Here is a 13,509-nt window from a genome sequence, read left to right on the forward strand (position 1 = left end):
AGCCGGTTTGCGACATTTTGGCTAATTACTCTAAATATGACTTATATAATTCATTGAGTCATATTTGTGACCGTTTGGCCTGTTTTGGCCTCTAGGCGACCCTTGGCAAAGCTGATACTCTCGGCCCGCTTTCAGAGGATACGGTTGGCAATGAACCGGCGCCTTCTATCAATAATAAACGCATAAACGCGTATAAAGAATTCGCTGTTGCTCAAGGAGTTGGCTTCCATGATCGAAAATTTTTGGAAGGATAAGTACCCAGCCGGGGTAGCGGCGCAAATCAATCCTGATGAATTCCCCAATATCCAGGCGGTGCTCAAGCAATCCTGCCAGCGTTTTGCCGACAAGCCGGCCTTCAGCAACCTGGGCAAGACCCTGACCTATGGCGAGCTGTACACGCTGTCCGGCGCGTTTGCCGCGTGGCTGCAGCAGCACACTGACCTCAAGCCGGGCGACCGCATCGCCGTGCAGCTGCCGAACGTGCTGCAGTACCCGGTGGCGGTATTCGGTGCCATGCGCGCTGGCCTGATCGTGGTCAACACCAACCCGCTGTACACCACGCGGGAGATGGAACACCAGTTCAACGACTCTGGCGCCAAGGCGCTGGTGTGCCTGGCCAACATGGCCCACCTGGCCGAAAAGGTGGTGCCCAAGACCCAGGTCAAACACGTCATCGTCACCGAAGTGGCCGACCTGCTGCCGCCGCTGAAACGGCTGCTGATCAACAGCGTCATCAAATACGTGAAGAAGATGGTCCCGGCCTATCACCTGCCCAAGGCCGTACGTTTCAACGATGCCTTGGCCAAGGGCGCCGGCCAGCCGGTCAACGAAGCCAACCCGCAGGCCGATGATGTTGCCGTGCTGCAGTACACCGGCGGCACCACCGGGGTGGCCAAGGGCGCCATGCTCACCCACCGCAACCTGGTCGCCAACATGCTCCAGTGCCGTGCGTTGATGGGCGCCAACCTGCAAGAAGGCTGCGAGATCCTGATCACGCCGCTGCCGCTTTACCACATCTATGCCTTTACCTTCCATTGCATGGCAATGATGCTGATCGGCAACCACAACGTGCTGATCAGCAACCCGCGCGACCTGCCGGCGATGGTCAAGGAGCTCGGCAAGTGGAAGTTCAGCGGCTTTGTCGGCCTCAACACGCTGTTCGTTGCCCTGTGCAACAACGAAGGCTTCCGCGCTCTGGACTTCTCGGCACTGAAGATCACCCTGTCCGGTGGCATGGCCTTGCAGTTGAGCGTTGCCGAGCGCTGGAAAGCCGTAACCGGCTGCGCCATCTGCGAAGGCTACGGCATGACCGAAACCAGCCCGGTTGCTGCGGTCAATCCGGCTGAGGCCAACCAGGTCGGCACCATCGGCATCCCGGTGCCGTCGACGCTGTGCAAGATCATCGATGACAGCGGTCAGGAGCTTGCCCTGGGCGAGGTCGGCGAGCTGTGCGTCAAAGGCCCGCAGGTGATGAAAGGCTACTGGCAGCGCGAAGATGCTACCGCCGAGATTCTCGATGCCGACGGCTGGTTGAAGACTGGCGACATCGCCTTGATCCAGACCGATGGCTACATGCGTATCGTCGACCGCAAGAAGGACATGATTCTGGTGTCCGGCTTCAACGTCTACCCCAATGAACTTGAAGACGTGCTCGCCGGTTTGCCGGGTGTGCTGCAGTGCGCTGCGATCGGTGTACCGGACGAGAAGTCGGGCGAGCTGATCAAGGTGTTCATCGTGGTCAAGCCGGGCATGACCCTGACCAAGGAGCAGGTCATGGAGCATATGCGCGCCAACGTCACCGGCTACAAGGTGCCGCGTTATATCGAGTTCCGTGATGCCTTGCCAACCACCAACGTCGGCAAGATCCTGCGCCGCGAGCTGCGTGACGAAGAGCTGAAGAAGCAAGGCCTGAAAAAGACCGCCTGATCAGGTGGCGACTGCGTGGCAGCTCATGCCCGCGCAGTCGCCGCTGCAGCTGTCAGCGCAGTTTTTCCAGCATCTGGTAGTACCACATCCCCGCCGCCAGCAGCGGATTGCCGAGCAGGTCGCCCATTGGCACCTTGACGTGCTTGCAGCCGGCAAAGGTATCGAACTTCTCCAACGTTCCGGTCACCGCCTCAGCCATGATCTCACCCATGATGTGGCTGGTGGCAACGCCGTGCCCGGAATAACCCTGGCAGTACCAGACGTTGTCCGAGAGTTTGCCCAACTGCGGAATGCGGTTGACCACGATGCCCATCGCGCAGCTCCACTGGAACTCGATCGGCACGCCTTTGAGAGCGGGGAAGGTGCGCTCGATGCACGGCCGCAGCTCGCCGGCGATATCCCGTGAATCCTTGCCGGAGTAGTTGGCGCCACCGCCGAACAGCAAGCGCTTGTCGGCGGTCAGGCGGTAGTAGTCGAGGACGAAGCGGCAGTCGTACACCGCCAGATCCTCCGGGTTGATCTGCTCGGCCAGTTCGCCCAGTGGCGCGGTGGTGACGATGCCGCCCATCGCCGGGAAGATCTTGCCCTTCAGCTGGCGCTTTTCCAGCTTGTGATAGACATCGCCGGCGAGCATCACCTGACGCGCCTCGATCCGGCCCTGGGCGGTGACCACCGCCGGGCGAGGGCCGTGAACGATGTCGAGTACCTCGGAATTCTCGAAAATCAGGGCGCCCATCGCGTGTGCCGCGCGCGCTTCGCCCAGGCACAGGTTGAGCGGGTGCAGGTGCAGGTTGCGCATGTTCTTCAGGCCGCCCAGGTACAGCGGGCTCTGCAGGTGGCGGGCAACCCCGTCGCGATCGAGCAACTCAAGCTGATCACCCATGCCACGGCGTTGGGCCTCGGCCTGAAAACTCTGCAGCTCGGCCATGTGCGATGGCTTCATCGCGGTGTGCAGGTGGCCGCGTTTGAGGTCGCACTCGATGCCGTAGCGTTGCACCCGTTGCTCGATGATCTCGTGGCCGCGCCAGCGCAGTTGCCAGATGAAGTCATCGACCTCGCTGCCGAGGCGCGCGCTCATCTGCTGGCGCATCGCCTCGTCGCCGGACAGGCTGCCCGTCACCTGGCCGCCGTTGCGCCCACTGGCGCCCCAACCGATGCGATTGGTTTCGACAATGGCCACCTTGAGCCCTCGTTCGGCCAGCTCGACCGCCGTGGCTACGCCGGTGAAACCGCCGCCGATGATCGCCACATCGACCTGGTGCGTACCCTGCAAAGTGGGGTACTGGCTGTGATCGTTGACAGTGGCGCTGTAGTAGGACGGCGCGCGCTGGGCCGAACCCTTGTTCAGTGCTGCGTTCATGCGAATTCCTTGAGATGAAAAGGGTAGGGCTCAGGCCTGGTGCAGGTACCAGCGCCAATCCTGCTCGCCGACTTCGGCCATGAACTGGCGGTACTCGGCGCGCTTGACCTTGAGGTATACCCCGAGAAAATCCTCGCCGAGAGCCTCTTTGGCCCAGGTCGACTGCTCCAGTGCAGCGAGCACGGTCAGCCAGTCGGTGGGCAGGTGTTCGGTGGCCTGGGCATAACCGTTGCCCGTCACCGGCGCGCCGGGGTCGAGCTGTTCGCGCAGGCCCTGATGGGTGGCGGCGAGAATCGCCGCAGCCGCCAGATACGGGTTGGCGTCGGCGCCGCAGATGCGGTGTTCGATGTGCCGGCTGTTGGCCGGGCCGCCGGGCACGCGCAGGCTCACGGTGCGGTTGTCGACGCCCCAGGTCGGCGCCAGTGGCGCGTAGCTGTTGGCCTGGAAGCGGCGGAACGAGTTGGCGTTGGGGCAAAACAGCAACAGTGATTCATGCAGATGGCGGAGCATACCGGCGACTGCCTGGCGCAGCAGCGGCGTGCCGGCCGGATCTTCACTGGCAAACAGATTGTGACCCTCGGCGTCGGCCAGGCTCAGGTGCATGTGCATGCCGGTGCCGGCCAGTTCGGCGAACGGCTTGGCCATAAAGCACGCCTGCATGCCGTGGGCATGGGCAATGCCCTTGACCAGGCGCTTGTAGCGCACGGCCTGGTCCATCGCCGCCAGGGCGTCGCCGTGTTCCAGAGTGATCTCGACCTGGCCTGCGGCGTACTCGGAAATCGCCGTGCGCGCAGGGATGCCTTGGGCTTTGCAGGCGGCGTACAGGTCAGCCAGAAACGGCTCGATCTGTTCCAGTTCGCGCAGGCCATACACTTGGGTGGCGCGCGGGCGGCCGCCGTCGTTGTCCAGCGCGGGCTGCGGCCGGCCGTGGGCGTCGCGCTGCTGGTCGAGCAGGTAGAACTCCAGTTCGCAGGCCATCACCGGGTGGTAGCCGTCGGCCTTGAGCGCTTCGATGGTGCGCAGCAGGACGTGACGTGGGTCGGCAACACTGGCTGGCAGGCCTTCACGCGGGTGCATGCTGACTTGCACCGCCGCGGTTGGCACCCGCCGCCACGGCAGGCGCACCAGACTGCCTTGCAGGGGATAAGCGCGGCAGTCGATATCGCCGACGTCCCACACCAGGCCGGAGTTTTCCACGTCGTCGCCATTGATGGTCAAGCCAAGAATGGTGCTCGGCAGCGGCCTGCCGCTTTGGTAAACCGCCAGCAGTTCGTCACGGTGCAGCAGCTTGCCGCGGGGCACACCGTTGGCATCGAGGATGAACAGCTCGATCAGGTCGATATCAGGGTTATTGGCCAGAAATTGTTCGGCCTGCTCAAGGGGAGCAAAGTGCATGGTGGATTCGCTCGCGGCTCATTGCTGAGGCGCACGGACCTGCGCGCAACGGGCGCCAGGCCGGACTGGGTAAACCGGCGCAGAGACGCCGGGTCTGGTCAGTGCAACGCGGCCGAAAGATCGGGCGGGCGAGCGTGGCGGCAGTGCCACAGGGCCCAGAAGGCGAGGATGATGTGCACCAGTGGATTTTCGCCGACACAGGCCCGGGCCTTCGGCAGCGAAGGGCGGGACGGCGGGCGTGCGGTGCGGGTGGGGACGCTCATGGGTTGATACTCCCATGGGCTGTAAGGTTGATTAAATCAGCGAATGGCTACCTTAAGTTAGCTGCTGGCTAAACATTCGCGCCAGCCATGCTCGCTGAAGTTCACGCAACCCGCGCCCGGCGCTGAAAGCAAAGATTCGGCAAATCTGCGACAATCGCCCCTCTTCGAATGCCAATCATGTACCAGCAGGCTCACCTGCATCATTAAAAAGCCCCATGACTGATAACGCCATCGACCAGCTGCTGAACAATCTCGACCACGCCATGATCGCCGACCGTCATCGTCTGCGCCGGCAACTGCACGAGCTGCGCAAGCGCCCGGACGAGGCCAAGCTGGCCTTGTGGGCAGACAAGGTGCAAGCCTCGTTCGACAAAGTCAGCGCGCGCCAGGCGAGTGTGCCGAGTATCCGCTACGACGACAGCCTGCCGATTGCGGCCAAGCGTGACGAGATCAAAAAAGCCCTGAGCGAACACCAGGTGCTGATCATCGCCGGCGAAACCGGCTCTGGCAAAACCACCCAGCTGCCGAAAATCTGCCTGGAACTGGGCCGCGGCAGCCACGGCCAGATCGCCCACACTCAGCCGCGGCGGATCGCTGCACGCAGCGTGGCCGCGCGGGTTGCCGAAGAGCTCGGCACGCCGCTGGGGGCATTGGTTGGCTATCAGGTGCGCTTTGAAGATCAGAGCGATGCCAACACCTTGGTCAAGCTGATGACCGACGGCATCTTGCTGGCTGAAACCCAGCATGACCGCTTTCTTGAGCGCTACGACACGATCATCGTCGACGAAGCCCACGAACGCAGCCTGAACATCGACTTCCTGCTCGGCTACCTGAAGACCTTGCTGCACCGTCGGCCTGAGCTGAAGCTGATCATCACCTCGGCGACCATCGACCTGGAGCGCTTCTCCAAGCATTTCGACGATGCGCCGATCATCGAGGTGTCTGGCCGGACCTATCCGGTCGACACTTGGTACCGGCCGCTGACCAGCGAGCATGACGAGGAAGGCAACCAGGTCGAAGAAGACCTCAGCGTTGATCAGGCGATTCTGGCCACCCTCGACGAGATCGCTGCGCACGAGCGCAGTGCCGGCAAGGGGCCGGGAGACGTGCTGGTGTTTCTGCCGGGCGAGCGGGAGATCCGCGATGCCGCCGAAATGCTGCGCAAGGCGCAATTGCGCCACACCGAAATCCTGCCGCTGTATGCGCGGCTGTCGCCGGCTGAGCAGCAGAAGATCTTCCAGTCGCACCCGGGCCGTCGCGTGGTACTGGCGACCAACGTCGCCGAGACCTCGCTGACCGTGCCGGGCATCCGCTACGTGATCGACAGCGGCACCGCGCGCATCAGCCGCTACAGCTATCGGGCCAAGGTCCAGCGCCTGCCGATCGAGGCGGTGTCGCAGGCCAGTGCCAACCAGCGCAAGGGCCGCTGCGGCCGGGTCGAGCCGGGCATCTGCATTCGCTTGTACAGCGAAGATGACTTCAATGGCCGGCCGGCGTTTACCGACCCGGAGATCCTGCGTACCAACCTCGCCGCAGTGATCCTGCAGATGTTGCACCTGCGCCTGGGCGATATCGATGCCTTCCCGTTCATCGAACCACCGGATGGCAAGGCCATCAGCGACGGCTTCAACCTCTTGCAAGAGCTGTCGGCGGTCAACCGCGAGAACCAGCTGACCCCGCTCGGGCGGCAGCTGGCACGCCTGCCGATCGACCCACGGCTGGGGCGCATGTTGCTTGAAGGCGCGCGCCTGGGCAGCCTGCAGGAAGTACTGATCGTCACCAGTGCGCTGTCGGTGCAGGACCCGCGTGAACGTCCACCCGAGCGTCAGCAGGCGGCCGATCAGGCCCATGCGCAATGGAAGGACGTCGACTCCGACTTCGCCGGGCTGGTGAATTTGTGGCGCGGTTTCGAAGAGCAGCGCCTGGCCCTGACCGCCAACCCGCTGCGCAACTGGTGCCGCAAGAACTTCCTCAACTACCTGCGCCTGCGCGAGTGGCGTGATGCTCATCGGCAACTGGCGTTGATCTGCCGTGACCTGCAACTGACCGTGAACAAAGAGCCGGTCGATTATCAGCGCATGCACAAGGCAATCCTCAGTGGCCTGCTCAGCCAGATCGGGCAGAAGACCGAAGAGGGCGATTACCTCGGTGCGCGGCAGCGGCGCTTCTGGATTCATCCATCGTCCGGCATCGGTCGCAAGCGCCCGCAGTGGGTGATGGCCGCCGAGCTGGTCGAAACCACCAAGCTGTATGCGCGCATGGTCGCCAAGATCGAACCGGACTGGATCGAGCCGTTGGCCGGCCACCTGATCAAGAAGAACCACTTCGAGCCGCACTGGGAGAAGAAGCGTGGCCAGGTGGTCGCCTTCGAGCAGATCACCCTCTATGGGCTGATTCTGGTCGGTCGCCGCCCGGTGCATTACGGCCCGATCGATCCGGTGGTTTCGCGTGAGCTGTTTATCCGCGAAGGACTGGTTGGCGGCGAAATCCAGTCGCGGGCCAAATGCCTGACGGCCAACAAGCGCCTGCTTGAGCAGCTCGACGAACTCGAGGCCAAGGCCCGCCGCCGGGATATTCTGGCCGACGAAGAAACCCTCTACGGTTTCTACGAAGCACGCCTGCCGGCAGAGATTCACCAGACCGCGACCTTCGATGCCTGGTACCGCATGACCAGCCAGAAGGACGCCAACCTGCTGATCATGCGCGAAGAGGATGTGCTCGCTCGCGAGGCTAGCGAAGTCACTGCCGCGCAGTATCCGGACACCTTGAAGATCGGTGATCTGAGCCTGTCGCTGAGCTATCACTTCGAGCCCAATCATCCGCGCGACGGCGTCACCGTGCGGGTGCCGGCGCCGCTGTTGCCGAGCCTGCCGGGCGAGCGTCTGGAGTGGCTGGTGCCGGGCCTGCTCGAAGCCAAGTGCATTGCCCTGGTGCGCAGCCTGCCCAAGGCGCTGCGCAAGAACTTCGTGCCGGTGCCGGACTTCGTCAAAGCGGCGCTTTCGCGCATGACCTTCGGCCAGGGCAGCCTGCCTCAGGCCCTTGGCCAGGAGTTGCTGCGCATGACCGGTGCGCGCGTCTCGGACGAAGCCTGGGCCGAAGCCGTCGAGCTGGTCGAGAGCCATCTGCGGATGAACATCGAAGTGGTCGACGGCGAGGGCAAGTTCCTCGGCGAGGGCCGTGATCTGGCCGAACTGACTGCACGCTTTGTTGCCGCCAGCCAGGCGGCGTTGGCCATGCCGCGTACCGAAAAATCCGACCAGCCGGTACAGGCCAAGGCCTTTACCCCGGTAGCCGAGACCGCCCAGCAGAAGATCGCCGGGTTGTCGATGACGGTGTATCCGGCGCTGGTCGAGGACAAGGGCGCGGTCCGTGAAGGGCGTTTTTCGACCCATGCCGAGGCCGAGTTCCAGCACCGCCGGGCGTTGCAGCGGTTGCTCCTGCAGCAGTTGGCAGAGCCGGCCAAGTTCCTGCGCAGCAAGCTGCCGGGGCTGACCGAGCTGGGCTTGCTGTACCGCGAAATGGGCCGGGTCGAGGCACTGGTCGAGGATATTCTCCTGGCCAGCCTCGACAGCTGCATCCTCGACGGCGAGGCGCAGTTGCCGCGCGATGGCGCCGGGCTGGCCTCGCTGGCCGAGCGCAAGCGTGGCAGCTGGGCGGAGCATGCCGAGCGGCTGGCGCGCCTGAGCCTGGAGATCCTCAAGCTGTGGCATGGCCTGCAAAAGCGCTTCAAGGGCAAGATCGACCTGAGCCAGGCGGTTTCGCTGAACGACATCAAGCAGCAGTTGGCCAACCTGGTCTATCCAGGGTTTATTCGAGAGACACCGGCGCAGTGGCTCAAAGAGCTGCCGCGTTACCTGAAGGCGATCGAGCTGCGCCTGGAAAAGCTGGGCAGCCAGGTGCAGAAGGACCGGGTCTGGAGTGGCGAACTGGCCAACCTCTGGGCGCAGTACAAAGCCCGCGCCGACAAGCATGCCCAGGAAGGCAAGCGCGATGAGCAGTTGGTGCTGTATCGCTGGTTGCTGGAAGAGTACCGGGTGTCGTTATTCGCCCAGCAGTTGGGGACCAAGGTTGCGGTTTCGGACAAGCGCCTGAGCAAGCAGTGGAGCCAGGTAGAAGGCTAAATTGCTGAAGTTGTGGCAAACTCGCTGCAGGTTTCAGCGAGACCTGGCCAGGCCGGCATGGGCAGCAATACGCCGATGCAGGTGTGGCCAGGCGCAACGTTCGAAGGCACAGCCTTCGGCCGTTTCAAGGCAGACAATTACAGGTTCAACTTGGTACCAAGGTGCCATTAGCCAAACCCTATTTCGGCCAACGCCCCAGCGTGATGGCCTTCGACCAGAGGAACGATCGTGCATAACGTCGTGATCAGCGGCACCGGCCTGTTTACTCCGGCCCAGAGCATTTCCAATGAAGAACTGGTGGAGTCGTTCAACACCTGGGTGCAGCAATTCAATGCCGACAACGCCGACGCCATCGAGCGTGGCGAGGTCGAGGCTCAGGCCGAATCCAATGCGGCCTTTATCGAAAAGGCTTCGGGCATCAAGAGCCGCTTCGTCATGGACAAGGCCGGCATCCTCGACCCGCAGCGGATGAAGCCGTTGCTGCCTGAGCGCAGCAACGAAGAACAGTCGATCCTCTGCGAGATGGCCGTGAGCGCGGCGCTGATGGCATTGCAACGCGCTGGCCGCACTGCGGCCGATGTCGATGGCGTGATCGTCGCCTGCTCCAACCTGCAGCGGCCATACCCGGCCATCGCCATCGAAGTGCAAGCTGCGTTGGGCATCCAGGGCTTTGCCTTCGACATGAACGTGGCCTGCTCCTCGGCGACTTTCGGCATCCAGACTGCCGCCAACAGCGTGCAGCTGGGGCAGGCGCGGGCGGTGCTGATGGTGAACCCTGAGGTGTGCACCGCGCACCTGAACTTCCGTGATCGCGACAGCCATTTCATCTTTGGTGACGGCGCTACGGCTGTGCTGATCGAGCGTGCCGACCTGGCGACCTCGGCGCATCAGTTCGAGATCGTCAGCAGCAAGTTGCTGACCCAGTTCTCCAACAACATCCGCAACAACTTTGGCTTCCTCAACCGCACTGCCGAAGACGGTGAGGGTGCTGCCGACAAGCTGTTCGTGCAGGAAGGCCGCAAGGTGTTCCGCGAAGTGTGCCCGATGGTGGCCGAGCTGATTGCTCAGCATTTGGCCGAGAACGATCTGCAGGCCAGTGACGTGCGCAGGTTCTGGCTGCATCAGGCCAACCTGAGCATGAACCATCTGATCGTGAAGAAGCTGGTCGGCCACGAGGTGGCTGAAGAGGATGCGCCGGTGATTCTTGATCGGTATGCCAATACCAGCTCGGCGGGCTCGGTGATTGCCCTGCATTTGTATCAGGATGATCTGCCCAAGGGCGCGTTGGGCGTACTGAGTTCGTTTGGGGCGGGGTATTCGATTGGCAGCGTGATCCTGCGCAAGCTGTGATCTAACAGCGAGGCTGCTTTGCAGCCCTTTCGCGCCACAAGAGACCGCGCTAGCCAGTCATGCGCGGTCCTCTGTAGGAGCGGCCTTGTGTCGCGAAATGAGGGCGCAGCCCTCACTGGCGTAACATCCGGACACCCTAATCACACATCCCTCAGCGCCACCGCGACTACCGTATCCGAACCCCACAAAAGGAGCAGGACATGGAAAGTCCCCACGCCCACAGCTTACGCCGTGGCCGAATATCCAAGCCCGGACGCTCATATTTGCTCACCAATACGCGCGGGGATCGTGCGCAGAGTTGGTGAGTATTCGCATTGGGATTGTGTTTGGCTGTAGCGGCCCCGGTGAGGGCTGCGCCCTCATTTCGCGACGCAAGGCCGCTCCTACAAGAGACCGCGGTGTAGGAGCGGCCTTGCCGGGGCGCCGGACCGGTCGGAAAGGGCCGCAAAGCGGCCCCAGATTACTCGGTTAGAACTTGGCTTCCAGATCCACCTGCAGGGTGTCGACATCGGCATTGCTGTTCGGCAGCTGCGACAGGTCGGTCTTGGCCATCAGGTAAGCAGCGCCCACCGAGAAGTTCTTGTCGATTTCGTAACCGACCTTGAACTTGTGCCCACGCGAACCGGTGTAGCCGTTGCCGAAGTCAGAGTCGGTGAACAGGCTGACCACAGCGTTGCGTTGCACGTCGCGGTAGTTGTAATCCAGGCTCCAGGCGCCCAGCTTGGTCTTCAGACCCGCCAACCAGGCCTGATCTTCGCCATCGGTGCTGTCGGTATTCTTCACGTACTGACCATAGGCCGAGAGTGGCAGCGCGAGGCCGGTCAGGTCGATCTGGCCAAAGCCTTCAACGAGGTTGAACTCGTTGGTGGTGTTGCCGAACGAGCGCAGGATGGTCGCTTCCTTGTCGTTATCGTAACCGTAGATGCTGGCGCCAACGGTGACCTTGAGCGTGTCTGCCGGAGCGAAGCGTGCACCCAGCTGGCCGTGGTAGACCTGCGCGTCATGCTTGTACTGCACACCGTCGCCGTCGACGTTGTCCTTGAGGGTGTACTGACCGGCGCTGGCAAACACTTCGGCGCCGCCCAGGTCGGTCTTGTAGGTAGCCGCCACGCCTTCGGGGTTGATGTCGCTGTCCCAGATGATGTCGCCCATGCTCACCCATGGCTGAGCCATTTTACCGCCGATCAAATGCAGGCCGGGCAGGGCAGTCGGGTGCCAGTCGAGGTAAGCCAGGTCGACCCACAGCGACTTCTTGTCGAAGTAGTTATCCAGGCTCTGGTTGGTCGAACGGCGGTCGGCGCTGCTGCCGGTGGCGATACGCACGCCTGCATCGACCTGTGGGTTGATCTCGCTGTAGAAGCCGACGCGAGCACGCACGCGCTGACGGTCCTGGTTGCCACTGGAGGCGTTCGGGTCGTCGACATTGACGTCTTCGTAACGCAGGCGCACATCACCTTTGACCTGGGTCTTGGCCGCCCAGGCGACTTTCTGTTCGAAGGAGCTCATGCGTTCGGCCTGGGCTTTCTGCGTGGCTTTTTCCTTGGTTTCCTGAGACAGGTCGGCCTGCAGCTCGTTGTACTGTGCCTGGTTGATCGAACCATTGGCGCGGAGCATCTCGAGCAGCTTGGCGTCGACTGCAGCACTGGCTGGAGTACTCAGAGCCAGCATCAGACCGGTCAGGCTCACTCCAGTTAGTGTAGAAACAAGACGCATAAAGTTCTCCCGTGTTGAGCAATATGGGGAGGCTTGGACGCCCACCCCCGAGTTGGCAATTCTGCGCAAAGCGCCTGAATAGACAGGTCGCCGCGGTTTCGAAAACAGGCGCAAGTATTGCGGGGGGCAATGACAGAATAATGTCTATTTAGTGGCACTGCGGTTAAACAGTCCGCCTGGATTTGTCAGTGGCGCCATCCTTGCCGGATACTGGCGGCCACCTCGACGAGCGCTTATATCGTGATCAGCTTGTACAGCCTTGCCCACATCCGCGACCTGCCAGCCGCTAGCTGGGATGCACTGGTGCCCGCTGGCCAGCCGTTTTTGCGGCATGCCTTTCTCAGTGCCATGGAAGACAGCGGCAGTGTGGTACGGGCCACCGGCTGGGCCGCCGAGCACTTGGTGCTGGAGCGCGACGGCGAGGTGCGCGCGCTGTTGCCGGCCTATCGCAAGTGGCATTCGTTTGGCGAGTATGTGTTCGATCACGGCTGGGCGGATGCCTGTGCCCGGGCCGGTATCGCCTACTACCCCAAGCTGCTCGGCGCGGTGCCGTTCAGCCCGGTCAGTGGCCCACGCGTGCTGATGCAGGATCCAGCCGAGGGCTTGCTGTTGTTGCAGGCCTTGCCTGAGTACCTGAACAAGGGCGGCTTGTCCGGCGCACACATCAACTTCACCGACACCGCGCTGGACCAGACCATCGCCGGCTTGCCGGGATGGCTGGAGCGCCTCGGTTGTCAGTTTCACTGGCGCAACCGCGGCTATCGAGATTTCCAGGACTTTCTCGACACGCTCAGCTCGCGCAAGCGCAAGCAGATGCGCAAGGAGCGTGAGCAGGTGGTTGGCCACGGTATCGACTTCCAGTGGTACCGCGGTGATCAGCTAAGCGAGCTGCAGTGGGACTTTGTCTACCTGTGCTACGCCAACACCTACACCATCCGCGGGCGTGCGCCGTATCTGACCCGTGAGTTCTTCAGCCTGCTGGCCGAGCGCATGCCCGAGGCCATCCGCGTGGTAATTGCGCGTCAGGCCGGCCGCGATGTGGCCATGGCCTTGAGCCTGGTCGGCGGCGACAGCCTGTTCGGGCGGTACTGGGGCTGCCTGGATGAGTTCGACCGGCTGCACTTCGAGACCTGTTTTTATCAGGGCATGGACTTCGCTATCGCTGAAGGGCTGCAACGTTTTGATGCTGGCGCGCAGGGCGAGCACAAGCTGATTCGCGGCTTCGAGCCAGTCATCACTCGCTCGTGGCATTACCTGCTGCATCCAGGCTTGCGGGAGGCGGTTGCGGAGTTTTTGCAGCAGGAGGGGGAGGGCGTCAGAGCCTACGCCGAAGAGGCGCGGAGCCTGCTGCCTTATCGTCAGGAGTAAGGGTCAGCAAGGT

The 13,509-nt window shown here is 62.6% G+C and carries 7 protein-coding genes; 4 read left to right on the forward strand and 3 right to left on the reverse strand.

Features of this window, described 5'->3' with window-relative positions:
• Positions 1 to 228 precede the first annotated feature (228 nt).
• Entirely contained in the window at positions 229 to 1,926 is a 1,698-nt protein-coding gene (fadD1, locus tag AC58X1_RS16570) for a long-chain-fatty-acid--CoA ligase FadD1 (RefSeq protein WP_150571506.1), read from the forward strand.
• A gap of 52 nt (positions 1,927 to 1,978) precedes the next feature.
• On the opposite strand, the gene AC58X1_RS16575 is transcribed toward fadD1, so the two are convergent.
• Both AC58X1_RS16575 and AC58X1_RS16580 read right to left on the reverse strand, forming a co-directional pair.
• Complete coding sequence (locus AC58X1_RS16575; RefSeq protein WP_101317565.1) at positions 1,979 to 3,286, reverse strand: NAD(P)/FAD-dependent oxidoreductase; 1,308 nt, start codon at positions 3,284 to 3,286, stop codon at positions 1,979 to 1,981.
• 30 nt (positions 3,287 to 3,316) lie between these two features.
• Positions 3,317 to 4,681, reverse strand: a complete 1,365-nt coding sequence (locus AC58X1_RS16580; RefSeq protein ID WP_150571508.1) for a glutamine synthetase family protein — start codon at positions 4,679 to 4,681, stop codon at positions 3,317 to 3,319.
• A 478-nt stretch (positions 4,682 to 5,159) separates the two neighbouring features.
• Between AC58X1_RS16580 and hrpA the strand changes: the two genes are divergently transcribed.
• A complete protein-coding gene (gene hrpA, locus AC58X1_RS16585; protein WP_497429166.1) occupies positions 5,160 to 9,065 on the forward strand; it encodes an ATP-dependent RNA helicase HrpA in 3,906 nt (1,301 codons plus the stop codon).
• Between the two features lie 228 nt (positions 9,066 to 9,293).
• Positions 9,294 to 10,415 carry a beta-ketoacyl-ACP synthase III gene (locus AC58X1_RS16590; protein ID WP_101317571.1) on the forward strand — a complete coding sequence of 374 codons (1,122 nt, stop codon included), beginning with the start codon at positions 9,294 to 9,296 and terminating at the stop codon, positions 10,413 to 10,415.
• A gap of 468 nt (positions 10,416 to 10,883) precedes the next feature.
• On the opposite strand, the gene AC58X1_RS16595 is transcribed toward AC58X1_RS16590, so the two are convergent.
• Entirely contained in the window at positions 10,884 to 12,128 is a 1,245-nt protein-coding gene (locus AC58X1_RS16595; protein ID WP_150571510.1) for a putative porin, read from the reverse strand.
• Positions 12,129 to 12,368: 240 nt separating this feature from the next.
• On the opposite strand from AC58X1_RS16595, the gene AC58X1_RS16600 reads away from it, so the two are divergent.
• Positions 12,369 to 13,496: a GNAT family N-acetyltransferase gene (locus AC58X1_RS16600; protein WP_497429167.1), complete on the forward strand. Its 1,128-nt coding sequence runs from the start codon at positions 12,369 to 12,371 to the stop codon at positions 13,494 to 13,496.
• The last annotated feature ends 13 nt before the right edge of the window (positions 13,497 to 13,509 follow it).

The organism is Pseudomonas sp. PGPR N4, from assembly GCF_059693665.1.

Bases quoted from the DNA above. Each gene is read 5' to 3' on its own strand.
- fadD1 (WP_150571506.1), top strand. From the start codon at position 229: ATGATCGAAAATTTTTGGAAGGATAAGTACCCAGCCGGGGTAGCGGCG.
- AC58X1_RS16580 (WP_150571508.1), bottom strand. From the start codon at position 4,681: ATGCACTTTGCTCCCCTTGAGCAGGCCGAACAATTTCTGGCCAATAAC.
- AC58X1_RS16575 (WP_101317565.1), bottom strand. From the start codon at position 3,286: ATGAACGCAGCACTGAACAAGGGTTCGGCCCAGCGCGCGCCGTCCTAC.
- AC58X1_RS16595 (WP_150571510.1), bottom strand. From the start codon at position 12,128: ATGCGTCTTGTTTCTACACTAACTGGAGTGAGCCTGACCGGTCTGATG.
- hrpA (WP_497429166.1), top strand. From the start codon at position 5,160: ATGACTGATAACGCCATCGACCAGCTGCTGAACAATCTCGACCACGCC.